Genomic DNA, 24142 nt, shown 5'->3' with positions numbered 1-24142 from the left:
CGAGGCGGACGACGACGCGGCAGAATACGCGGCGGCGTCGCCGCTAGGCCTCTGCCGCCGGCAGGAAGACAATGAAGGTGGTCCCGCGTCCAACCACGGAATCCACGGTGATGTCACCGCCTGCCTGATGCACGATCCCGTGCACAGTGGGCAGTCCAAGTCCGGTGCCCTTACCTAGCGGCTTCGTCGTAAAGAACGGCTCCCAGAGGCGCTTGAGGACGTCGGGTGTCATCCCCGTCCCCGAGTCCCGAACCGCGAGGCGCACGCCACGCTGCTCGCCGCGCAGGTCGTTGGTCAGCTCGATGCTGAGCTTGCCGCCGCCCGGCATCGCATCGCGCGCGTTGACGGCGAGGTTCATGAGCACCTGCTCGAACTGCGTCGGGTCGAGGCGCACCGTCGGTAGCGTGGGATCCGTACGCACCGCGAGCTGCACGCCGGAACCCAGCAGCGGCCGCAGCAGCCCCGTGAGGCCATCCACGAGCTCGGCGAGATCCACCAGCCGCGGCTCGATCATGCGGCGCCGCGCGAAGGCCAGCAGCTGCTGCGTGAGTTCGCCGGCGCGGGACGCGGCCTTTTCGATCTGCCGGAGGTCGTCCTGCCGCGGATCACCACTGGGCAGCGACTGCTGGAGGATCTCGGTGTAGCCGATCACCGCGGTCATCAGGTTGTTGAAGTCGTGCGCGACGCCGCCGGCGAGTCGCCCGACGCTCTCGAGGCGCCTTGCATCGGCGTCCTCGGCTTCGCGGCGCCGGCGCTCGGAGATGTTGCGAACGACCTGGCTGGCTCCAACCACGACGCCCTGCTCGTCCCGCACCGGTCCGTAGGTGATCTCGTAGTCGGACCGTAGTCGCGCGACCTCACCGATCTCCCGGATCACGGTAAAGCGCTCGCCATTGAGCGCGCGCCGCCAATGGGCCAGCGAGTCCGCGGCATCGCCGGGCAGTGGTGCCAGGGCGTCGGCCATCCGGATGCCAGCGCGCACGCGCCGGCCGCTCAAACGCTCGAACTCATCCACCCAGGCCGAGTTCACGGCAATGATGGTCAGGTCGCGATCGACCGCCGCGATGAGGTCGCCGGAACCCTCGATGATGGCGGCCAGCTGCGCGAGCGTTCCGCGTATCCGCGATTCCGCCACCCGGTGCTCAGTGAGCGCGATGGGAAACAGCATCGAGGGGCCGACGAGCGAGGCGAGGTAGATCCACGCGCGGCGACCGCGCTCGGGCACCGTGGCGCCGAAAATGTTGAATGGTCCGACGTTGATGACGGCCGACGTCACAACTGCGGCAATGAACAGCACCGCCGCAATGCAGAACCCACGGACGCCGAAACGGAAGCCAGCCCACATCAGGAATGGCAGCGTGGCCACCGCTGGCGGAATCGCGATCCAGAACTGCCCCAGGTGCAGGAAGGCGTTCAGCAGCACCGCGGCATATGCGGCGCAGAGGAGGAAGAACTCCAAGGAGACCAGGGATCGTAGCGCGCCCGCCGGCTGTGGCGGCGCGTTGACCACCAGCAGGACGGGCGTGAGCGCGATGATCGAAGTCATCGCGGCAATGAGCCAGTGGCCTATGTTCCAGCCGGGAACGTAGTCCGGTCCGACGATGCTGACCGTCAGGTGTGCGATGATGGTGGTCGGCAGCACGCCCACCACGCTTGCCGCGAGGAATCGCGAGTAGGCGATGGTCCCGCGCAGCGGGTGGCGTCCGGCCGTGAGCCGATCATAGAGCTCGACGACCACGAGCGTCTGGCCAACGAGAAGGGCGGCAGCCCCAAGGGCTCGCGGAGCCGTTGCGCCCTCGAACACGGCCCCAAGCGTCGCAGACAGCAACACGAGGACGGCGGTGAGGTTGCGGTGCACTCGCTGCGCCGAGAGGAGGAGCGCAAGCGCGAGGCCGTGCGCGGGCCAGGGAATCGCCGCGCCCTCGAAGTGTCGCAGCACGGGCGAGCCCAGCCACGTCAGGAGGCCGAGTCCGACGACACCGATAACGACCGGTGCCAGCGGAGAGCCCGCGAACGCGGATGGATGCGTGGCGTTGTGTGTCTGAGTTGCCATCGATTGCCCTTCGCCCCTTTCATCCCCTGACCTGCGGGGCGACGTTTCAGTATCGCTCAACCACCCACAATTCTTGAGTTTCTGCGTGCGCGCACTGGTAAAGGAATCCCCCGCCGCGGGGTTTGTACTGAAGGAAGTCCCCATCCCGGAGATCCGGGCCGATGAAGTCTTGATCCGTGTCCACCGGGCCGGTGTCTGCGGCACGGACGTGCACATCCACGAGTGGGACGCCTGGGCCCAGGGTCGCTGCCGGCCTCCCTTCGTGGTCGGCCACGAGTTCGCCGGCCAGGTGGAGAAGGTGGGCGCCTTGGTCACAGATGTGAAGGTGGGCGACCGCGTGACGGCCGAGGGACACATCGTCTGCGGGATGTGCCACCTCTGCCGCACGGGCAACGCGCACGTCTGCCCGAACACGAAGATCATCGGCGTGGACCGCGACGGCGCGTTCGCGGACTACATCGCGATGCCGGCCACCAATGTGTGGCCGCTGGACGACAACGTGCCCTACGAGATCGGCGGCATCCACGACCCGATGGGCAACGCCTTCCACACGGCGCTCCACGGCACGAACCTGCCGGGCAAGACGGTGCTGGTCACGGGTTGCGGCCCGATCGGCATCTTCGCGGTGGGCATCGCCAAGGCGGCGGGCGCCTCGCACATCGTGGCCAGCGATGTGAACCCGAAGCGACTGGCCTTGGCGACGGCGATGGGCGCGCACAGCGCGGTGCATCCGAAGGACGCAGACGCGGCCGTCAGTGCGGCCACACAGGGACTGGGCGTGGACGTGGTGCTGGAGATGAGCGGCGTCCCGGCGGCGATCCATCAGGCCTTCAAGCTGGTCCGCGTGGACGGCCGCGTGCAGATGCTGGGCATCCCCGCGAAGCCAATGGACGTGGACTTCGCCACGGAAGTGATCTTCAAGGGCGTCACGATCTACGGCGTGGTCGGCCGGCGTATGTACGACACCTGGATCCAGATGACGCAGTTCCTGCGCTCGGGGCAGTTCGATCCGACGCCGGTGATCACGCACCGGTTCCCGCTGGAGCAGCATGCGGAAGCGATTGCCGTGATCAAGTCGGGCGAGGCCGGAAAGGTGGTCTTCGAGATTGCCTGAACTGCTTTGCCACAGAGGCACAGAGACACAGAGGGATCGGGGCTCCGCTTGACCACCTCTGTGCCGTTCGAGTGAGCATCTTGGGGGTCCGGGTGGACAGATCTGTCCGCCCTGACCCCCTTAGTTTGTTGTAGTCCTCTGTGTCTCTGTGCCTCTGTGGCAATCAGTTTCCATCCATACAAAGAAGCCAGAATGAACAAGGCATTTGTCTCCGGACTCCAGACAGAACTCGACGCCCTCAAGGCCGCCGGCACGTACAAGAAGCTCAACCATCTGGACTCGCCGCAGTCGGCGCGCGTGCAGATGGAGGGGCGCGGCGAGGTGCTGATCCTCTCGTCGAACAACTACCTCGGGCTCTGCGACGAACCTGCCGTGGTCGAAGCCGGAATAGAGGGGCTCAAGAAGTTCGGTGCCGGGACCGGCAGCGTGCGCTTCATCTGCGGCACCTTCACCGTGCACCGCGAGCTGGAGACGGCGATCGCGCGCTTCGTCGGGACGGAGGCCTCAATGAGCTACGTGTCCGCTTGGAACGCCAACGAGGGCCTCACCGCCAGCGTGGTACAGGAAGGCGACTTCGTGATCTCCGACGCGCTGAACCACGCGTCGATCATCGACTCCATCCGGCTCGCCAAGTCCATCACCAAGTGCAGCACCGCCGTCTACAAGCACTCGGACCTCGATGACCTCGTCGCCAAGCTCTCGGCCAACAAGGCCGCCAAGCGGCGGCTGATCTGGACCGACGGCGTCTTCTCCATGGAAGGCAGCGTGGCCAAGCTGCCCGAGCTCATCCAGATCGCCCGCGACCACGACGCCGTGCTCATCATGGACGACTCGCACGCCACCGGCGTGCTGGGCGACAAGGGCCGCGGCACAGCGGAGCACTTCGGCGTGCTCGGCGAGGTGGACGTGATCACCTCCACGCTCGGCAAGGCGCTCGGCGGTGCGGCGGGCGGGTTCGTGGCCGGACCGGCGGCGCTCTGCGACTCGCTAACGCAGCGCTCGCGGCCGCAGCTCTTCTCCAACGCCCTGCCGCCCACCGTGGCGGCCAGCGCGCTGGCCAGCATCGAGTTCATCGAGGCGCATCCCGAGCGCGTGCGCCTGCTGCGCGAGAACGCGGTCTGGTTCCGCAACGCCATCAAGGAGGCGGGCTTCTCGCCGCTTGACGGCGACACGCCGATCGTGCCGATCATCATCGGAGAGACCGCCGATGCCATCCGGATGAGCGAACTGCTGCTCGACGAGGGCATCTTCGTCACCGGCTTCGGCTTCCCGGTGGTGCCGCAGGGGACGGCGCGGCTGCGCTGCCAGATCTCGGCGGCGCACACTCGCGAGGACCTCGAGCGCGCGGTGGCGGCGATCCGGAAGGTTGGGCTCAAGACGGGAGTGATCAAGTGAGGCTACCGTCTGTGTATTTGCTGGCGTTGGCGGCGGCCTGCGCGGCTGCGCCGGTTGCCACCGAGGCGCAGAGCGGCGACCTGCCGCCCGCTGTGAGTGTCGAGTGGCTCGCCGCCTCGCTCGCGCAGCCAGGACTCATTGTCCTGCAGCTCGGCGACGATTCGTCCTTCACCGCGGCGCACATTCCCGGTGCGCGGCGGCTGGACTACCAGGGCGTGCTCTCGGCGCCAATGACGGAGGGCGGCCTACGACTCGAGTTGCCGAGCCCGGAGCGCCTGCAGGCCGACCTGCGTGCACTCGGCCTCCGCAACGACTCGCGCGTCGTGATCGTGTTCGACGACGCGAGACGATTCCACATGGCGGGACGTGCGTTCTTCACGCTGGAGTGGGCGGGCCTGCGCGGGCGCGTGGCCGTGCTCGATGGCGGCTTGCCGGCGTGGCAGGCCGCCAATCAACCGTTGCGTTCAGGCGCACCTGCCACGGCTACCGGCCCCGATGCGTCTGGACGGCGGCCGGCCGCGACGGCCCCGGGTGACATCGAGGTGCGTCCCGTGCAGGGGCTCGTCGCCACGCGCGACTCCGTGCTCGCCGCGGCCCAAGGCCGCGGCCGTCGGCTGGTGGACGCGCGCACGCCGGAGTTCTACGGGGACACGCGCGCCAACGGCATGCCGCGCGGCGGCCACATTGCGTCGGCGGTGAACCTGCCTTTCAACTCCGTCGTGGACGACCGCGGGCTGCTCAAGCCGCGGGCCGAGCTCGAGCGCATGCTCGGTGTCGCCGGCATCGGCGCCAACGAGGCGCTGACCACCTACTGCCACATCGGGCTGCAGGCGTCATGGGCTTACTTCGCGCTGCGCACCCTCGGGCGCGACGTGACCCTGTACGATGGGTCGTTCGATGAATGGAGCCGGGACGCGAACCTTCCCGTCGAGGGGCAACGCTCGTCGCGCCCCTAAGGGCCGACGGCGGGGACCTCGAGTCCAGACTGCGCGGGGCCAGAAGAAAAAACAGAGGCGGGGCACACCGGATTCGGTGCGCCCCGCCTCTTCGCCTTCCCACCGGACGACGGCTACTCGGCCGTCGCTTCGGCCTCGACCTTGTCGGCCTTCTTCGTCTTCTTGGCCGCGCGCTTCGCCTTCGGCTTGGCGCCGTTGGACTCGGCCTTGGTCGCCGACTTGGACGCCGTCTTCTTGGCCCGCGTCTTCTTGGCCGGCTTCTTCTCCTCGGCCTTGGGCTCGTCGGCCGCCGACTCTGACTTCGCCGCCGGCGCGTCCTCGACCACGCCGAGCAGGAGGAGGTTCGGCGGCGGCGCCTTGCCGCCACGACCCTTGCTCGGGATTCCGCGCGGGCCCATTCCACGGGGGGCGGGCGCCGCCGGCGCGGCAGCCGGTGTATGCGCCGCCTCGGCCACGGCCAACTGGTCAGCGATGCTGGCGGCGGCCACGGCCGTCACCTCGAAGGCCTCACCACGCTTGCGCAGGTCGAGCAGGCCGGCATCGTGCGCGTCCTTCAGGATGCGCGCGAAGTTGCGCGACGACAGCGACTCCGAGTCGCGACCGAGTAGCTCGAAGGCCTTGGCGCGGACCGTCTCGCTCGGCACGGGATCGTCGCCAGCCGTCACGGCGGCGACGGCATCGCGCACGAGCCCGAAGGCCTCATCGCGCGTCAGGCGGATGCCCGACACGCCGATCGTGCTGTCTTCCGCCGGAGCGGCGACGGCGGGCTTGGCCGCCTCGGCCGCCACGGGCTCGGCGCCTTCGGGCGGCGTCTTGCGGTCCTCGCGGTCGCGACCACGGCCACCGCGGCCACGACGCCCGCGCCGACCACGGCCCTCACGCTCCTCGCCTTCGGCGCGTTCACCGCGCTCGGGACGCTCGGCGCGCGGCTCGGCCGCCTTCGCGGCCTCGGCGCCCTTCTTCGCCGGCCCGACCTCGAGCTGGCCGTTCTCCAGCTTGGCCACGTGCAAGAGGCCCTTCTGCGCGGCCTCCATGCAGAAGCGCGAGAACTTCGACATGCCAAGGTCCTTCTCGTCGAAGGTCGCGTCGATCTCCTGCATCACCTGCTTCAGGCGGTCGGCGCGCATAACGTCGCCGTTCTTCTGCATGCGACCGATGGCCTCGGTCACCAGCTCCCAGGGATCCCACTTTTTGGTGCTGGGCTCGTCGCCGCTCTTCACGAGGCCGGCGAGCGCGTTGTACGAGTAGTACTCGTCGCAGTTCTGCACGAGCAGGTCGCTCGAGCTCTCGCGGATGCCGACGCCGATCACGTACTTGCCGTACTCCTTGAGCTTGAGCACGAGCGACGAGAAGTCGGAGTCGCCAGAGAGCAGGATGTAGGTACCGATCTCCGGACGCGTGAACACCAGTTCGATGGCGTCCACCGCAAGGCGGATGTCCGTCGCGTTCTTCTTCGACGAGCCGTAGGCCGGCGCGAAGATGAGGTCGATCGACGACTCGCTCAGCGGCACGATGTACTGCGGGTAGCGGCGCCAGTCGGCGTAGGCACGCTGGACGGCGACCTTGCCCGAGATGATGGAGCTGCTGAGGAGGTTACGGAGCTCCGTCTGAAGATCGGAGCGGATACCCATCGTGACGTTGTCGAAATCGATGAGCAGGGCGGCGTTGGGCGCGTGGGCAGTTGTGGTGCCGAGCGCGCTCGCCTGCGGCCCCCGGTGGACGGGGGTCACCGCACCGCGCGCGGGGCGCACGGCTGCGGCTGCAGCGGAACGTTGGTGCATCTGAAATCCTGGCGTCTAGCGCCGAATGAGTGCCGGCGCCTTCCGCCGGTAGGGGGGTTCGCCAGCTAGACGTGCCGATGGTCGCGCGCACCGTGTGGGCAGCAGATCATCGACGCGCCGAGCGCGTCCCGCCTCGAATATTAGTCGGACAGGGCGCAAATGTCAGTGGGGTGGGCACTTCCGCCCCTGCGGCGGGGCCTCCAACCGCCTAGACTTGGGGGGTGCGCCAGCCCCGTTTCCGCACCCGGCTCTTCGTCATCCTGGCCCTGTTCGCCTTCATTCCGGCGATTGTGCTGACGTTGGCGTGGTCCGGTGTCGCGGCCCGCTTGCTCCCCCGCTTCAGCGGCGAGGCGGCCTGGGAGGCGGTGGCCGAGGGAGGCCAGCGCGCCATCGAGGCCGCGCGGACGGCCCCGCAGGACCCGCGGACCCTAGAGTTGCTGTCGGAGCACGAGGCCAATCTCGGCGAGTCACGGGTGCAGGCGCGGCGATTCTCGTTCCTCGCCGAACGGACGGCGGTGCTGCTCCTGGTACTGGGGCTGCTGGTGCTCGCGGTGCTCACGTTCGTGGCATCGCGCGTGGCCGGCCACCTGAGTCGACAACTCTCGCGTCCGCTCGATGAGCTGGTCGGCTGGGCCGACCGCATTGCCGAGGGCGATCGGTTACCCCTGCCCACGGATCGCGAATCGAAGGGCGCGCCCGAGTTCGGTGTCCTGCGCGACCGGATGCGGACCATGGCCGCGCAACTCGAGGAAGGCCGGCGGGCCGCCATCGAGGCCGAGCGGCTCTCCGCGTTCCGGGAGTCGGCGCGCCAGGTGGCCCACGAGCTCAAGAATCCGCTCACGCCCATTCGTTTCGCCTTGGCAGCCCTGCGCAGCAAGGTCGGGCCGGAGCACGCCGACACGCTCGGCGTGCTCGACACCGAGACGGCGCGCCTCGAAGCGATGGCCCGCAACTTCGCGCAGTTCGGACGCCTGCCCGAGGGCCCGACGGCCGAGCTCGATCTTGCCGACCTCGCCCGCGAGACCATCCGCGCCACCTTGCCGGCGTCCATGTCGCACGAAGTCACGGTGGAAGGCGATGGCGTTCCCCTCGTGCGCGGCCAGCACGACGCCCTGCTGCGCGCACTGGCCAACGTGCTGCTGAATGCCGTGGACGCCACCGATGGTCGCGGTCGTGTGCGCATCGTGGTGGCCGCGCGAAACGGCGAGGTGTCGCTCAGCGTACGGGACAACGGCATCGGCATCGCGGCGGAGGCCCTCGACCGCATCTGGGATCCCTACGTGACGGCCAAGACAGGCGGCACCGGACTCGGGCTTGCCATCGTCAAACAGACCGTCCTCTCGCACGGCGGCCGCGTGGGCGCCTCCAGCGTTCCCGGCGAGGGGACGGAAATCACCCTGCACATTCCGGCGTCGTCTGGCGACGCCCACGCGGAGGTTGGATGACCGAGGACATTCTCGCCATTGGCGGATTCTTCTTTACGGTGATCGTGCTCAGTCTCGGCATCCCGCTGATCCGCGGCTGGAACCGCAGGCGCGACAATCAGCCTCCGAAGATCGTGACGCAACTCGACGAACGCCTCGCCCGAATGGAGACGGCTATCGACACGATGGCGGTCGAGGTCGAGCGCATCGCGGAGGCCCAGCGTTTCGTGACGAAGCTGCTGGCCGAGCGCGAGAAGGCGCCGGCGGCACTCCCGCGGGAGCGCGACGCTTGATGCGCAGCCCTTCGACACTCTCGGCCTAACGCCATGCCTTCAGTTCTGATCGTCGACGACGAGCCGAATATCCGACGCATGGTGGGCGCACTGCTCGGCGCCGAGGGCTTCGAGGTCCACGACGCACCCGACGCAACCGCGGGGTTGGCCAAGGCCGTGGACGTCGATCCCGACCTTGTGTTGCTCGACCTTATGATGCCGAACCCCACCGACGGGCTCGAGCTGCTCGAGAAGCTCCGTGAGCGCTCGCCGGACCTACCGGTGGTGATGATGTCCGGGCGTGCTGGACTGGCCGATGCGGTGAAGGCCACACGTCTCGGCGCGGTGAACTTCCTCGAGAAGCCGCTGACGCCAGAGGGCGTGCTGCTTGCGCTGTCCAGCGCGCTTGAGCTGCGTCAGGCGCGTCGCGAACGCAGTGCGCTGCGCGCCGATCTTGGGTTGGCTGGCCAACTCGTCGGCACCAGTCCCGCCATGGAGTCGCTGAAGGCGATGATCGCCCGCGTGGCACCCAGCGAGGCGCGCGTGTTGATCACCGGCGAGTCCGGCACGGGCAAGGAGCTCGTGGCCGCCGCCATCCACGCGCAGAGTGCGCGGCGCGACAAGCCCTTCGTCCGAGTAAACTGCGCCGCGATCCCGCGCGATCTCGTGGAGAGCGAGATGTTCGGCCACGAGCGCGGCTCATTCACCGGTGCGACCGAGCGGCGCATCGGCCGCTTTGAACTGGCCCACACGGGCACGTTGCTGCTCGATGAGGTCGGTGAGCTGAGCGCCGAGGCCCAGGCCAAGTTGCTGCGGGCCATCGAGGCGCGGGAGATCGAGCGCGTGGGCGGCGGACGGCCGATCAAGGTGGACGTGCGCGTGCTCGCCGCCACCAACCGTGATCTGGCCAAGGAAGTCCGCGAGGGACGCTTTCGCGAAGACCTGTACTTCCGACTCAACGTCATCCCGATAGCGGTGCCTGCGCTGCGCGAGCATCCCGGCGACATCCCGGACCTCGTGCTGCACTTCGCGATGATGTACCGCAGGCGCAGCGGCCAGGCGCCACCAGCGTGGTCCGACGAGGCGGTCACCGCGCTCTCGCGCTATCGCTGGCCCGGCAACGTGCGCGAGTTGGCCAACATCGTCGAGCGCCTCGGCATCCTGCACGCCGGCCAGAGCATCTCGACCGCACACGTGCGCGAGGTGCTGCCGGCCACGGACATCGCCACCTCGGCGCCAGCAACGCTGCCTGATGCTGCACGGTTGGAGACCAGCCTGACCGACCAACTCGACGACTATGAACGCCTGCTGATCCAGCGGGCGCTGCAGGCCGCGAACGGCGTGGTCGCCGAGGCCGCGCGCCGCCTGCAAACGGATCGACCGAACCTGTATCGCCGCATGCGCCGGCTCGGCATCAACGGGGTAGAGTGACGCCATGACTTCACGAGGAGCCCCGATGCGAGCAGTTGTTCTGGCCGTCCTGGCCCTGGCGTTCACGGTGGGACCGGCGCAGGCGCAGCGCGATCTCCGCAGCATCACCGACGTCGCCGTGCGCACCTGGAACGCCCGCAGCACCACGCGCGTCACCGGCGCCTACGACGTGGACGCCGGCCAGACTGTTCCTGGTACCGTCGCCGTGCTCAACGGTCCGATTGTGCTGCGCGGCGCGATCACCGGATCTCTGGTGGCCATCAACGCCGACGTGCGGCTCGAGACGGGCGCACGCATCGACGGCGACCTGATTGTCGTCGGCGGCACGGTCAACCGCGACGAGGGCGTCACGGTGCGCGGCGAGATCCGCAGCCAGGTCGAACTGCTGCGCTACCGGATGGACGGCGAACTGATGGTCGCCGAGGAGAGCGTCTGGGACGACTGGCGCCCGCAGATGCGGCGTGGAATGTCGGACCGCGATGGCTACACTGACCTCTTCTTCGTCGCGGCGCGCACGTACAACCGCACCGAGGGTCTGCCGATCGCCATCGGCCCGCGCTTCCTGCGCCGCACTGACTGGGGGCGCATCTCGGTCGAGGCGCTTGGCGTCGTGCGCACTGCCGAGCCGGTGCGTTGGGACCGCGGCACGCTGGGCCACGACGCGCGCGCCGAGCTGCGGGTGGGACGCGACTATGGCTTGGTGTTCGGGGCCCGCGCCTTTGACGTGATCCAGCCAATCGAAGACTGGCAGTTGCAGAACGTCGAAGCAGGGCTGGCGTCCTTCCTGCTGCACCGCGACCTGCGCGATCACTACGGCCGGCACGGCGGCGAGGGCACGATTGGCGGCCGCATCGGCGAAGAGGTTTCGCTGCACGCGGTGTTCGGCACCGAGCGCTGGCGGTCGGTGGACGACCGCCGTCCGTTCAGCCTGCTTCGCAATGACGAACCCTGGCGCGCCAACCCGGGAATCGACGAGGGCACGGTCGACCTCCTCGGCCTGCGATTCAATGTTGATACGCGGGAGCGCACGCGCTCGCCGTGGACGGGCGGCTGGTACGTGAAGGCGGATCTCGAGAGAGGACGTGGCACGATCGCGCGAGCCCTGGAGCTCTCGTCGAGTGCCACGCCGACGCCTGAGGACGTGAACTACACGCGCGGCTTCATCGATGCGCGCCGATACACGCGGGTCTCGCCGGGCACCGAGCTGAACTTCCGCGTTGTGATGGGCGGACAGCTGGGCGGCGATCGACTGCCGTTGCAGCGGCGATTCTCCATCGGCGGCCCGGGATCGGTGGAGGGCTATGACTTCCGCCGCTCGCCTTACGACGACGACGTATTCACCTGCGGTGGCATCGCCACCTTCGAGGGCCGCGCGACGCTCTGCGACCGTATGGCGCTCGGCCAAGTTGAGTTGCGCCAGGACTTCCATATCGGCTGGGTGCGCACCGACCACAACGACGATTGGTGGCGACCCGGCTTCAATGGCCGTGGCCAGTGGGTGGTCTTCGCCGACGCCGGCCGCGGCTGGACCGTGAACTCCGGCGCGGCGGAGATCCGCCACGACAAGGGCGTGCCGCCGCTCAACACCTTCCGCACCTCGCTGGGCCTCGGCGTGGACTTTGGCGACATCGGCTTCTACTTCGCGAAGGCGCTGACCACCGGTCGTGAGCCCGTCAACTTCCTCGTGCGCTTGGGACGACGCTTCTGACGTGAGACGGCGCGCCCTCCTCCCCACCCTGCTGCTCGCCACAACGCTGGCGGCGTCGATCGCGACGCCGGCGGGAGCACAGGGTTCTACCGCGCCACGGTTGGAGATCAGCCTGCCGGTCGCGGCGCGGCTGACGGCGGAGGGGCCACTGGTCCGCGCTGAGGGCGTCTTGTCGGACGCGCGCATGCGCGAGCTGCTGCGCAGTGGGTTTCCCGCGCGGCTCTCGTACCGCGTGGAGCTCTGGTCCAGCGAACGCTGGTTGGACCAAATGCACCGCGTCGTGGAGTGGGAGGTGCAGGTGCGCTGGCGCGGCGTGGACCAGAAGTACGAGGTCACGCAGTTCGTGGGTGGGCAACCGCTCTCGCTTGGGGCGTTCGAGAAGGTCGAGGACGCCGAGGCGGCGGTGGAGCGGCCGCTGCGTCCGCCGATCTCAGCCCCGATCTCGCGTCGGCGTTTCTATTACCAAGGCACCCTCGAGGTACGGACGCTCTCCGTGTCGGATCTCGACGAGGTCAACGGTTGGCTGCGCGGCGAGTTGCAGCCGGCCGTGCGCGGCGAGCGCAACCCGGGCACGGCGTTCACCCGTGGGTTGCGCTCGCTTACGACGCGGCTATTGGGCGGCGAGCGCCGCGAGTACGCGACGCGCACAGGGACGTTCAGGATTCCGCGCTAGTGCGATTGCGGTCGAATCCCCGCGACACTCAGGGCACGTGGCGGCCGCTCACGCGCTCCTCGGCGTAGCTACCATCGCTGAACTGCCGCATCGGCACCACGGCCACCGCCCAGGGAGAGCCGGCCTCGGCAACAAACGGAAAGTCGTGCGTGAAGCCGCGGATGCCCCAGGCCTCGTTGCTGAGACCCGCCAGATAGATCATCACGTGGGGACGCCAGTGGCCGAAGCGCTGGCCCAGATCCTGGTGCGGTGAGGTCATGTATGCCATTGCACCAGCGGCGGGGACCTTGAGTCGGCCAGCGTCGATGTCCTTGTGCAGTTCGGCGTCCACCCGTTCGGCCGGCGTGCCGGCGAGCACCAAGCGGGTCCGCCCGACCTGCCAAGGCCACACGCTCTCGACCGCCATCGGATTCAGGCAGTGCGGCGCACGCAGCTTGGGATCGAATACGTCCGGATGCAGGCGCCGTTCCTGCGGCGGTCCGATGACAATCGGGCCCGACCAACCACGCCCCACAAAGCACAGCCAGCCGTTGGAACCCTTCGCCGCCTCGCGATAGCCAGATCGGGTGAGCACCCAGACGGACGCGGCCGCCCCGATCTCGCCCGGCGCGGATGACCGCGCCATCGCGATCTCCTCGGCCTCGGGCATCAGATACTCGGCGATGTCCCCGAGCGCACTCCGCTGTGCGGCGATAGAATCGGCGAGAGCGGCGATCGCCGCGACGGCGACGAGGACAGTGCCTGCTCGCGCAGCACACGCGGAGCGCGAAGGAAGGAATCGGCGTGCCAACACAGGAGCCTCACAGTCGTGGTGCAGAGCGCGCGCCGCGCGGCGCGGACGCCGCCCAGGTGCGGCCCCACTTGTGTTTGACGTTGGATCGTCGCGGTCTCTTCCCGGCGCTACTGCGCCGCGCGACCTCGCACGAGGATTCCGCCGTAGTCGAGATGCGGACTGTGCCGCGCGATCTCCACCGCCTCGGCGTACGAATTCGCGCGGACGAGGAAGAATCCGCTGTAGGTCGCTTCGTGGCGGGTGCCGGCGGGCAGCTCGCCCAGCGGCATCGCCGCGCCGCCTGGCGCGACGAACCAGCCGGCCGAGCCATCGAAACGCGCGCCGCCGGCAAACACTCCAGCCGCGTCGAGCGAGTCCATCCACGGCACATAGCCCGGACGCATCTGTGCATACGATGGTGCGTCTGGCACCAACGGCTCCTCGAGGAACAGCGCGTACACTGACCGTGTGTCGGGCGCTGGTGCGGGTGGCAGCGGAGGAGGCGGCGTGAAGCGCGAGACGCCCGCCGCACCGAGCACGAGCCCGACGAGGCCGGCGGCGAGCATTCGCGGCCAGACCGCGCGCGGTGCCAGCGGCCGAGGGACGGGCGCGGGTGCCGCGGGTGGTGCAGGCACATCGCCCCAGCTGCGCAGTGCGGCGTCCGCCGCCTGCATCTGCTTCCACTCACCGCGGCATTCGGCGCATCCCGCGAGATGCGCGTCCACGGCGCTTCGGGTCGGCGCGTCGAGGGCCGCGACCAGCCCTTCCACGCAGCGCTCCAGGCATTCCTCGTGTGTCATAGCGAGCCCTCGTTGATTCCCTGTTCCGCCAGCACGGCGCCCAGCAGCCGCAGCGCCCGGTGCAGACGCGAGGCGACGGTACCGGCCGAGCATTCAAGCGTGGCGGCGATCTGTTCGTAGTCCAGCCCACGCACGTAGCGCAGGATCACGGTTTCGCGCATCGACGCCGGCAGTGCCTGCACGGCGAGTCCGACGCGTTGTGCGCGGTCGGCGGCTTCCGCCGCCTCATCGGGGCCTGCGTCTGGCGCGGGCATCTCATCCAGCTCCTCAAGGGAGACCAGCGCACGCTCCCGCCCCGCGGCGCGCTTGCGGTCGTGGCAGAGATTGAGCACGGTGCGGTAGAGCCAGGTCGCGACCCGGGCATCGCCGCGCCACGTGGCCAGCGCGCGGTGCAGTCGCGCAAAGGCCTCGTGGGCGATCTCTGCCGCGGCGGCCGGATCGCGCGTGAGGCGCCAGGCCACGGCGCGGGCGCGCGACTCCTCGGCTTGAACGAGCGCGGCAAAGGCCTTCGCGTCACCGCTGGCCGCGGCCTGCACCAGCAGCTGTTCCTGTTCGCGTGAGTGCATCGACGGGGGGATGGGTGCCTGCACGAGCTTCTCCCCCGGATTAGACGTTCACGTCGCGCGCGGGCTTCCTTCCCGCGGACGGCGCAGGCGCTACAGCGCCTGCGCCTCGGGCGGCAGCGCCCCGCCGTGCCGGCGCTCCATCGCCTCCAGCTGCCGAACCACGTCGCCACCATAGAACAGCTTGATGTAGCGCGCCTGGATGGGCGTGAGCCGGCGCACCGCCCAGGACAGATGCACGAAGTGCGGCTCCACCGGTGCGTGCGCCAGATGCATCCCACACTCGTCGATCAGATGGTTCGACTTGCGCGTGTTGCAGCTGGAGCAGGCGGTGACGACGTTGGTCCACACGTTCAACCCGCCCCGCGAGATCGGGATCACGTGGTCGCGCGTCAGCGACTCGCGCTGGCGCAGCTCGAAGTTCGCGCGACCGCAATACTGGCAACGGTAGCCATCGCGGGCAAAGAGGAAGGTGTTGGTCACCTGGCGACGGAAGCGCCGCGGCACGTGCACGAACTTGCGCAGCCGGATGACCACCGGCCGCGGCAGCGCGAGGTGCTCAGAGCGAATCTTCCGCCCGCGATCCGACTCGACGATCTCCGCCTTGCCATCGATGACCAGACGCAGGGCCCGCGTGAGCGGAACCATGGTCAGGGGCTCGAACGATGCATTCAGCGCGAGACAGCCGACGGTCACAGACACCTCCTCCTACTGCGTGAGGGCGCCGAGTCGAGGGGACCGTCGGGTGACGGTCAACTCCTCAGCGCCGCGGTGGGCACCGGGGTGAGCCAGCCTCTACTGTCAGGGGCCTTCCCGGTGGCGATGGCGAGGAACTGCTGTTGGATCTTGTGGGTGATGGGGCCTCGCCTCCCCGCACCCACGGGACTGTGGTCGATGCTCTTCACCGGCGTGATCTCCGCCGCAGTCCCCGTGAAGAACACCTCGTCCGCCACGAGCAGGAACTCGCGCGGCATCAACATCTCGCGGACCTCGTACCCCAGGTCGCGCGCAATCGCCACGACGGCATCCCGCGTGATCCCGCTGAGGATGCTTGCCGAGAGTGGCGACGTGTAGAGCACGCCATCCCGAACGGCGAAGAGATTCTCGCCGCTGCCCTCGGACACGTGGCCGTTGACGTCGAGCATGATGCCTTCGACATAGCCATCGGCCTTGGCTTCCATCTTCGTCAGCTGCGAACCCAAGTAGTTGCCGCCCGCCTTGGCCAACGCCGGAATCGTCCCCGGCGCCGCACGCCGCCAACTCGAGATCGTCACGTCCACGCCCTGCTCGAGCGCGTCGTGCCCAAGGTAGGCACCCCAGCGCCAGCAGATCACAAAGACCTCGACCGGTGCCGCGGTCGGCAGCACGCCCATCTCCTGTCCCGCGCGGATCGCCAACGGCCGGATGTAGCAGGCCTCGAGATTGTTCGCCACGATCGTGTCGGTCACCGCGGTGCACAGCGCATCCAGCGAATACGTCATCGGCATCTTGTAGATCTTTGCCGAATCGAGGAAGCGCCGCATGTGCTCGCGCAGGCGGAATACCGCGCCGCCCTCGTCAGTCTTGTAGCAGCGGACGCCCTCGAAGATGCTCGACCCATAGTGCACGACGTGACTCATCACGTGGAGCGTCGCGTCGTCCCAAGGGACGAGCGTGCCGTTCCGCCAGATCAGCTCGGTCGCGCCGGAGCCTCGAGTCATTGGTCGGGGGCGTAAGGGGAACACGGGCGCATCGAGACAGCCTGCCGCCGGCGATGCACCACTCTCCGGGAGAAGCTAACCGGGCGGCTGCGTCCGGCGCCACCGCTCGGCCTTGGCGGCCGCCGCCTGCACGCGGCCGGCGACGGCCGCATCAAGTCCGATCACACGGCCGTCGCGCACGCGTTCCCGGCCCGCAACGACGACGCGCGCCGCGCGCATCCGCGGCCCGAAGGCCAAAGCCACGTGTGGATCGGTGACCGGTGCGTGATGCGGCTCGATAGTGAACGCGGCGAGGTCGGCTTGCTTGCCGGTCTCCAACGATCCGATGGCGCCATCCAGGCGAAGCGCCTCTGCGCCACCCAGCGTCGCAAGACGCACGGCGGCCCTGGCCGTGACCGCATCGTGACGTCCAAGCCGCGCGCGCTGCTGGTGGCTGGCGAGCCGCGCCTCCTCAAGAATGTCCAAGCGATCGTTGCTGGCGACGGAGTCGCTGCCGAGTCCGACGCGTGCACCCGCTCGCAGAAACTCGTGCAGCGGCGCGATACCGTGCCCGAGCCGCGCGTTCGAGGCGGGGCAATGGGCCACGCCGCATCCCGAGGCCGCGATGGCCTGCACCATTGCGGTGTCCACGCGCACGCAATGGATCAACAGCGTGTGGGCCCGCATCAGGCCGGCGCGCTGCAGAACTTCGGCCGGCTGCGGGCCGCGTGGAACTACAGGAATCCCGCGCCCTCGCAGGAAATCGGCGAACTGTCCGGCGCCCTCCGCGACCAGCGCCGTCTCCTCAGCGCTCTCCGCGATGTGCACAGCCACCGGCAGCAGTTCTCGCTCAGCGTACTCGGCCACCGCGGCGAACAGCGCGTCGCTCACCGAGTACGGCGCGTGCGGCGACACGCCGACGCGGACGAGGTCCGTCTCGCGCGGACGCATCGCCGCGACGTGGTCCTTGAGCGTGGCCAGCGAGGCCGCGGCCTGCGCCGGGTCCGGCCCGAACACCTCGCGATACGCGATGCCGCGCACGCCCATCGCCAGCATCGCATTGAAGGGTGCATCGCCGGGCGCGGTGTCGGCGTAGGTCGTGATGCCGGCCGTCAGTCCTTCGGCGATGCCAAGGGTCGCCGCATCCGCGAAGTCGCGATCATCCAACGCCTCGCGGGTCAGTCGCGTGACCGTGCGGACCCAATCGAAGAACGACAGGTCCTCCAGCAGTCCGCGCAGCATCGTGAGGTCGAGATGCGTGTGCGCGTTGACCAAGCCTGGTGTGAGGATGGCGTCGCCGAGTTGCTCGTCGCGTCCGCCGACCGGCGCGCTCGCGCGCGGACCTACCCAGGCAATCCGATCACCATCCGTGACGACCGTTCCGTCCGCTATCGGCGGCGCCGCCACTGGGACCACCCAGCGTGCGTGCCAGCGGACGCGGTCGTTCACGGATTGAAGAAGCTCTGCAGCAGCCCCCGTCGTCCGCACTCGGCGGTGGGTTCGGTGCCGGGCAGGAAGTATTCGGTGATGATGGCGTCGGACACACAGCCGGGGCCGGCACGCAGGCCGGTCTCAGGATCGATTGGGATCGCGAGGATGCCCGGCGGCCTCGGCCAGTCGGGCGGCGTCGGCTTGCGCTCGTAGACTTCCTTCATGAACGACACCCAGGCGGGCGCCGCGAGGCGGCCGCCCTGCGCGTTGCCCATGATCTGCTTCGGCGCGTCGAAGCCGATCCACACGCCGGCCACGAGATCCGTCGTGAAGCCGACGTACCACACGTCCGTGTAGTCGTTGGTCGTGCCCGTCTTGCCGCCGCTCGGGATATGGAAGCCACTGTTCCAAACCGCCGTGCCCGTGCCTCGCCGGACGACGTCCTTCAGCATGTCGGTGAGGATCCAGGCTTCTTCCCGGGAGAGCACCTGAATGCGCTCCTCCTTGGCTTCCCACAGGCGGCGGCCGTCCAGCGTCTCGACGCGCAGGATCGGGTTCGGTTCCGTGCGCCACCCGAGGTTCGCGAAGGTCGAATACGCGGAGATCATCTCCAGCGGATACACATCCGCCGAGCCCAGCGCGATGGACGGATACGGCGGCACACGCGTGGTGATGCCGAAGTTGCGCGCAAGGTCGGCGATGCTGCCCTCGCCGATCTCCATCGCGAGGCGGATGGCCGGCAGGTTGCGCGAACGGATCATCGCGCGGCGCAGTGAGACGCGGCCCTCGAACGTGAGATCGTAGTTCTGCGGCGTCCACAGGGAGCCGTCGAGCTGCGGGACCTCGATGGGCTCGTCGTCGAGGAAATACGTGGTCGGGCGCCCGGAGCGGATGGCCGCCGAATAGACGATGGGCTTGAAGGTCGAGCCCGGCTGCCGCGTGGCACGCACGGCGCGGTCGAACTTGGAGTCCTCGAAGTCGCGGCCGCCGACCAGTGCGCGCACCGCGCCCGTGCGCGGATCCAGCGCCACGAACGAGGCCTGCAGGTACGGCGAGTTGTTGCCGCTGCCATCCACGTCGCCGGCGGCGACGCGCGCGAGGTATTCCTCGTAGGTCGTGTGCTCGTAGTTGCCCCAGGTGCCGGCCTCGATGGCGCGCAGCTGCCGCTCCACCGCGCGCTCGGCGGCGCCCTGCATGTCGAGGTCCAGCGTCGTGAGCACCCGCAGGCCGTTCTGGTAGACCTGCTTGCCGAAGCGGCGCTCGAGCTCGGCGCGCACCCATTCCACGAAATACGGGGCGGTCTCACCCGAACCGCGCGAGGCGCGATTCAGCCGCAGCGGGTAGGCCTTGGCCACCGAGGCGTCCGCGTCGGAGAGCGCGTCGCCGCGGCGCATCAGCTCGAGGATCGTGTTGCGACGCTGGATGGCGCGATCGGGGAAGCGACGCGGATTGTAGCGGGACGGTGCTTTCGGCAGGGCCGCGAGCAGCGCGCCCTCAGCCACCGTGATCTCGCTGACGGGGCGCCCAAAGTAGCGCTGCGACGCAGCCTCTACGCCGAATGCACCGGCGCCGAGTGCGATCTGGTTCAGGTAGAGCTCGAGGATCTGCTCCTTGGTGAAGCGCTTCTCGAGCCGCCGTGCAACCTTCGCCTCGCGGAACTTGCGCACGAGGGTGTTGTACGCGCTGCCCGCGCGCGAACGCGAGGGCAACTGCTCGGGGAACACGTTGCGTGCCAACTGCATCGTGATCGTCGAGAAACCCTCGGCGAAGCCCATCGCGCGAATGTTCGCGATGAGCGCACCGAGCACCCGCGTGTAGTCCACACCGCGGTGGCGGTAGTAGCGCTTGTCTTCGGTAATGACGAAGGCGTCCACCACGTGGCGCGGAATCTGGTCCAGCGTCACCACGGAACGGCGCTCGAGCCCGATCTCACCGATGAAGCGGCCGTCCGCGGCGTAGAGGCGCGCGGGCTGGGCTGGCTTGTACTCGGCGAACTGCTCGATGCTCGGGCAGGTCTCGTCCGAGCACAGGAAGAAGCTCCACCAGACCAGAAAGGTCAGGCCGCCGACGAGCGTGAGGGCGGCGGCAGTGATCAGCCCCCAACGGAGCGTCTTGCGTACGTAGGCGTGCACGGAGGGAAGCTAGAGGGACGTGGGGGGCTGGGCAACGCGCAGTGGTACCCGGGACGACGTGAGCTGACCTCGCGGCCACTGATGGACGCGGGAGCGGCCGTGGCGGTGACTTCCCTCCCCTTGGCCCATAGTTTTGTGCGGATGACGACGCTGCACGAGGAGCTCCGCTGGCGCGGACTGCTGCACCAGGCGACCGAGGGCTGCGAGGCGCAGCTTTCCAAGGCCCCCGTGAAGGGCTATTGCGGATTCGACCCCACGGCCGAGAGCCTGCACGTCGGCAACCTCGTGTCGTTGATGGGCCTCGTGCATCTGGCGCGCGCGGGCCACACGGCCATCGCACTCGTGGGCGGCGGCACGGCCATGATCGGCGACCCCAGTGGCAAGAGCGAGGAGCGCCCGATGCGCTCTGCCGAGGAGATCGCCGCCAACGCTCAGCTCATCTGGCAGCAGATCCAGCGCGTGGCGACCAACGCGCTCGGCGAGGCGGGGGCCAAGCGATTCCTCGTGCGCGACAACGCCGAGTGGTTGGCCAAAGAGGGCTTGATCACGTTCCTGCGTGACGTGGGCAAGCACTTCACCGTGAACTGGATGCAGCAGAAGGACTCGGTGAAGTCCCGGATGGAGAACGCGTCGGGCATCAGCTTCACCGAGTTCAGCTACATGCTGCTGCAGGCCTACGACTTCCAACGCCTGCACGAGAAGGACGGCGTGTCGCTGCAGATCGGCGGTAGCGACCAGTGGGGCAACATCACGGCCGGTACGGAGCTGATTCGGCGCGCGTCACGTGGCGAGGCGCATGGGCTAACGTTCCCGCTGCTCACAGACTCTGCGGGCAAGAAGTTCGGCAAGACCGAGGCTGGCGCCGTGTACCTCGATGCCAAGCTCACCAGCGTCTACAAGTTCTATCAGTTTTGGATCAACGCCGAGGATGCGGACGTCGGGCGGCTGTTGCGCACCTTCACCTTGCTGGATGCAGCCGAGATCACCGCAATTGAGGCAGCACACACCGCGGCACCGCACGAGCGCGGGGCGCAGAAGCGGCTGGCCGCCGAGGTGACGACGCTGATCCATGGTGCCGAAGCGGCACGCGTGGCGGAGACGGTCAGCCGCACCGTGTTCGACAAGAAGGCCGACGCGCAGGCGCTCAGCGACGAAGTGTTCGCGATGCTGGCGGCGGAGATGCCGTCTGTTCAGGCCGAGGCTTCGTCGGGGAGCGACGTGGACGTCGTCGACGCACTGACCCAGGCCTTTTCGCTCTCGAAGACAGCGGCCCGCAAGCTGGTGCAGCAGGGCGCCGTCAGCGTGAACGGCACGAGGCTCGCCGCAGACGCAACGACCGCGCCGGCATCGGATGCCGTGCGCGGTCGTTGGATGCTGCTGCGGAAGGGTGCGCGCGAGGTCGCGGTGCTCGACCTCGCGCGCTAGGCGCTAGCGCGCCGTCATCCGGAAGTTGCTGACCGTCAGCTCGAGGTTGTGGCTGACGCGGATGCCATAGACCCCGTCGAGCGCCGTGAGCTTGTCCGCCGAGACGACCTGGGCGCGCTCAAAGGTCTTCACGACCGTGCCGTTGATGACGCAGGAGGCACGGCCACCCTGCACGCGCCAGCCGATGGTGTTGGTAGCCTCGCCACTCTCACCAGCCTTGACCAGCGCCGTCGAGGCCTCACGATCCACCAACGTCTGCACGTTCTCGCCGTGGAAGGTCTTCACCGAGTACGTACCGTTTCCGTAGGCGATGCAGTACATCAGGGTCTCGGTGTCGCCTTCGAGGTTCGCACCGCCGATGAACACGCCGTACGAATGCGGGTGCGAGGCGGCCATCTTGTGTTCCTTGAAGGTCCCGCTGACTTCATAGTTGCCGTGCGCGTGATTTGACGGGTTCCAGAGGTTTCCGGCGGGACCGATCGAGAGGCGCAACGCGCCATTCTCCATCCGTACGCGCGAGTCGTTCACGGTACGGCCCTGCGAGGCGGCGCGACGGTCCACGCGGCCTTTCCAACCGTCAATCTGGATTCCACCGCCGACCACGCGGTCGGCATCTTGGGCGATGGCCGGGGCAGCGAGCAGCAGCGATGCAGCAACAGCGACGAACGTACGCATTGCACTCTCCAGGGAGTTGGGACGGCGGGAATATACCCCAGCTGGAGCGGCATGGCCCGCGCGGCGGCGGCGGGATGCCACGGAGACCCGGCAGCGCTCCGTCGACGAACTGCTCGCCCTACGGCGCCTCGGTATGGAAGGTCAGCCCTACCTCAGCGCCCTTCTCCAACGCCCAGCGCAATCGCCATTCGTCACGGAAGACGAGTACCGGGTGTCCCTTGGAGTCGTTGAGCAGCGTGAGGTCCTGCATCTCCCCAAGCTTCTGGATCTCCTTTTCGGGCCCAGTGAGCCAGCGCGGGAAGCGATACGGCAGGTTCTCGAGCGTGCAGGGCGCACCGTACTCGTTCTCGAGCCGATGCACCATCACATCGAATTGCAGCAGGCCGACCGCGCCGATCACGGGCTGGGGCCCCAGCACCGACTCGGCGAAGAAGGCCTGCGCCGCGCCTTCGTCCGAGAGTTCGCGCAGGCCCTTGTCGAGCGCCTTCCGGCGCAACGGATCCTTGGAGAGAATGCGCGCGAAGTGCTGCGGCGCGAAGCGTGGGATGCCGACGTACTCGAGCAGCTTGCCGTTGGCTTTGGGTGCGCCCGGTGCGGCGAGCGTGTCGCCGATGCGTAGGCTGCCGCGGTCGTGCACGCCCACAACATCCCCGGGCAGCGCTTCCTCGGCAAACGCGCGTTCGCGGCCCATGAACTGCTGCGGCGGCGCGAGCTTGAAGCTCTTGCCGGTGCGCACGTGCGTGACGTCGAGGCCGGCCGCGTAGCGCCCGCTGCAGACGCGCAGGAAGGCGACGCGGTCGCGGTGCCGCGGATCCATGTTCGCCTGCACCTTGAACACGAATCCGGTGAAGGCCTCCACCGAGGGCTCGATCACGCCGGCGTTGCTCTCGCGGCCGACCGGCGAGGGCGCGAGTGGCAGGAAGTCCTCGAGGAAAGGCTCGACGCCGAAGTTGGTGAGCGCGGACGCAAAGTACACGGGCGTCTGCTCGCCGCTGATGATCGACGCGGCGTCGAACTCGTGGCCGGCCATGTCCAGCAGCTCGACATCGTGCGCGAGCTTGGCTGCTGCCTCCCGCGCCTCCTCGCTGTCGCCAAGCGCCTTGGCGAGCGCGGGGTCGTCGGGGCCCGAGAGTTCCAGCGTCGTGGTGGCGACCTTGTCCGCACCGTGCTTGTCGTCGCGGGCAAAGAGGTAGGCGCGCCTGCGGCGACGGTCATAGACGCCACGGAACAGCGTGCCGTGCACCGCATCTGACATATGGATGGGCCAGTGCGCCGCCACGGCGATGATGCCGAGCTCAGCCTCGACGTCGGAGACAAGCTTGAGCGGATCCTCACCCACGCGGTCACACTTGTTCACCACGGTGAAGATCGGCATCCGCCGGCGGCGGCAGACGTCGAACAGTTGCCGCGTGCGTTCCTCGACGCCCTTACGGTTGTCGAGCAGCATCACGACCGAGTCCGCGGCGACCAAGGTGCGGAAGGTGTCCTCGCCGAAGTCGGCGTGGCCGGGCGTGTCGAGCAGGTTGACGTTGTAGCCCTGGTACTCGAACTGCAGCACCGAACTGGTCACGGAGATGCCGCGTTCCTGCTCGAGCGCCATCCAGTCGGACGTCGCGTGACGCTGCGCCTTGCGCGCCTTCACGGAACCCGCCTGGTGGATGGCGCCGCCGTAGAGCAGCAGCTTCTCCGTCAGCGTGGTCTTGCCAGCGTCGGGATGCGAGATGATGGCGAAGGTGCGGCGTCGCGCGATCTGGGCGGCGAGCGGGGCACCGGAAGTGGCGGGGGCGGTCACCCGTGGAATCTAGTCAGGCCCGGGGGCAGACCCGAGCGGCAGCGCAGCCCTGCCCCCGACGTCGAC

Annotated in this window: 20 protein-coding genes; 9 read left to right on the top strand and 11 right to left on the bottom strand. The window is 68.5% G+C overall.

Features of this window, described 5'->3' with window-relative positions; translation table 11 throughout:
- Positions 1–43: 43 nt before the first annotated feature.
- Positions 44–2053 (bottom strand): PAS domain-containing protein, encoded by a 2010-nt coding sequence (locus KF709_09195; protein ID MBX3174580.1) that lies wholly within the window; start codon positions 2051–2053, stop codon positions 44–46.
- A gap of 85 nt (positions 2054–2138) precedes the next feature.
- Between KF709_09195 and tdh the strand changes: the two genes are divergently transcribed.
- From tdh to KF709_09180, 3 genes are all read left to right on the top strand, one after another.
- Complete coding sequence (tdh, locus tag KF709_09190) at positions 2139–3167, top strand: L-threonine 3-dehydrogenase (protein ID MBX3174579.1); 1029 nt, start codon at positions 2139–2141, stop codon at positions 3165–3167.
- 192 nt (positions 3168–3359) lie between these two features.
- On the top strand, positions 3360–4562 hold the full coding sequence (locus KF709_09185) for a glycine C-acetyltransferase (GenBank protein MBX3174578.1): 1203 nt from the start codon (positions 3360–3362) through the stop codon (positions 4560–4562).
- Positions 4559–5518: a sulfurtransferase gene (locus KF709_09180; protein ID MBX3174577.1), complete on the top strand. Its 960-nt coding sequence runs from the start codon at positions 4559–4561 to the stop codon at positions 5516–5518. Before KF709_09185 ends, KF709_09180 begins: the two co-directional genes overlap by 4 nt.
- Before the next feature lie 113 nt (positions 5519–5631).
- On the opposite strand, the gene KF709_09175 is transcribed toward KF709_09180, so the two are convergent.
- Entirely contained in the window at positions 5632–7299 is a 1668-nt protein-coding gene (locus KF709_09175) for an NYN domain-containing protein (protein ID MBX3174576.1), read from the bottom strand.
- Positions 7300–7520: 221 nt separating this feature from the next.
- On the opposite strand from KF709_09175, the gene KF709_09170 reads away from it, so the two are divergent.
- The 5 genes from KF709_09170 to KF709_09150 are packed head-to-tail and all read left to right on the top strand — an operon-like array spanning position 7521 to position 12807.
- Entirely contained in the window at positions 7521–8744 is a 1224-nt protein-coding gene (locus KF709_09170) for a HAMP domain-containing histidine kinase (protein ID MBX3174575.1), read from the top strand.
- Positions 8741–9016, top strand: coding sequence for a hypothetical protein (locus KF709_09165; GenBank protein ID MBX3174574.1), 276 nt, complete (start codon positions 8741–8743; stop codon positions 9014–9016). Before KF709_09170 ends, KF709_09165 begins: the two co-directional genes overlap by 4 nt.
- Positions 9017–9049: 33 nt before the next feature.
- Entirely contained in the window at positions 9050–10426 is a 1377-nt protein-coding gene (locus tag KF709_09160; protein MBX3174573.1) for a sigma-54-dependent Fis family transcriptional regulator, read from the top strand.
- Positions 10427–10451: 25 nt separating this feature from the next.
- Positions 10452–12134 carry a BamA/TamA family outer membrane protein gene (locus KF709_09155; GenBank protein ID MBX3174572.1) on the top strand — a complete coding sequence of 561 codons (1683 nt, stop codon included), beginning with the start codon at positions 10452–10454 and terminating at the stop codon, positions 12132–12134.
- 1 nt (position 12135) lies between these two features.
- The gene (locus KF709_09150; GenBank protein ID MBX3174571.1) at positions 12136–12807 is read left to right on the top strand and encodes a hypothetical protein; all 672 of its coding nucleotides are present in this window, start codon (positions 12136–12138) and stop codon (positions 12805–12807) included.
- A gap of 28 nt (positions 12808–12835) precedes the next feature.
- Here KF709_09150 and KF709_09145 read toward each other — a convergent pair whose 3' ends face one another.
- From KF709_09145 to KF709_09115, 7 genes are all read right to left on the bottom strand, one after another.
- Positions 12836–13456, bottom strand: a complete 621-nt coding sequence (locus KF709_09145; GenBank protein ID MBX3174570.1) for a hypothetical protein — start codon at positions 13454–13456, stop codon at positions 12836–12838.
- Positions 13457–13707: 251 nt separating this feature from the next.
- On the bottom strand, positions 13708–14379 hold the full coding sequence (locus KF709_09140) for a hypothetical protein (GenBank protein MBX3174569.1): 672 nt from the start codon (positions 14377–14379) through the stop codon (positions 13708–13710).
- Positions 14376–14945, bottom strand: coding sequence for a sigma-70 family RNA polymerase sigma factor (locus KF709_09135; GenBank protein MBX3174568.1), 570 nt, complete (start codon positions 14943–14945; stop codon positions 14376–14378). The genes KF709_09140 and KF709_09135 overlap by 4 nt, the downstream gene beginning before the upstream one ends.
- Positions 14946–15035: 90 nt before the next feature.
- On the bottom strand, positions 15036–15638 hold the full coding sequence (locus tag KF709_09130; GenBank protein ID MBX3174567.1) for an HNH endonuclease: 603 nt from the start codon (positions 15636–15638) through the stop codon (positions 15036–15038).
- Positions 15639–15694: 56 nt separating this feature from the next.
- The gene (locus KF709_09125) at positions 15695–16642 is read right to left on the bottom strand and encodes a branched-chain amino acid transaminase (protein MBX3174566.1); all 948 of its coding nucleotides are present in this window, start codon (positions 16640–16642) and stop codon (positions 15695–15697) included.
- A gap of 75 nt (positions 16643–16717) precedes the next feature.
- The gene (locus tag KF709_09120) at positions 16718–18070 is read right to left on the bottom strand and encodes an amidohydrolase family protein (protein ID MBX3174565.1); all 1353 of its coding nucleotides are present in this window, start codon (positions 18068–18070) and stop codon (positions 16718–16720) included.
- A complete protein-coding gene (locus KF709_09115; protein ID MBX3174564.1) occupies positions 18067–20184 on the bottom strand; it encodes a PBP1A family penicillin-binding protein in 2118 nt (705 codons plus the stop codon). The genes KF709_09120 and KF709_09115 overlap by 4 nt, the downstream gene beginning before the upstream one ends.
- A gap of 141 nt (positions 20185–20325) precedes the next feature.
- Between KF709_09115 and KF709_09110 the strand changes: the two genes are divergently transcribed.
- Positions 20326–21609: a tyrosine--tRNA ligase gene (locus tag KF709_09110; protein MBX3174563.1), complete on the top strand. Its 1284-nt coding sequence runs from the start codon at positions 20326–20328 to the stop codon at positions 21607–21609.
- A gap of 3 nt (positions 21610–21612) precedes the next feature.
- On the opposite strand, the gene KF709_09105 is transcribed toward KF709_09110, so the two are convergent.
- Both KF709_09105 and KF709_09100 read right to left on the bottom strand, forming a co-directional pair.
- On the bottom strand, positions 21613–22284 hold the full coding sequence (locus KF709_09105; GenBank protein ID MBX3174562.1) for a hypothetical protein: 672 nt from the start codon (positions 22282–22284) through the stop codon (positions 21613–21615).
- Positions 22285–22402: 118 nt separating this feature from the next.
- Complete coding sequence (locus KF709_09100) at positions 22403–24085, bottom strand: peptide chain release factor 3 (GenBank protein MBX3174561.1); 1683 nt, start codon at positions 24083–24085, stop codon at positions 22403–22405.
- Between the last annotated feature and the right edge of the window lie 57 nt (positions 24086–24142).

Source organism: Gemmatimonadaceae bacterium, assembly GCA_019637445.1.
Classification (GTDB): domain Bacteria; phylum Gemmatimonadota; class Gemmatimonadetes; order Gemmatimonadales; family Gemmatimonadaceae; genus Pseudogemmatithrix.
The sequence above is the reverse complement of the archived record's forward strand: the minus strand, read 5'-3'. Positions and strand labels throughout refer to the sequence as shown.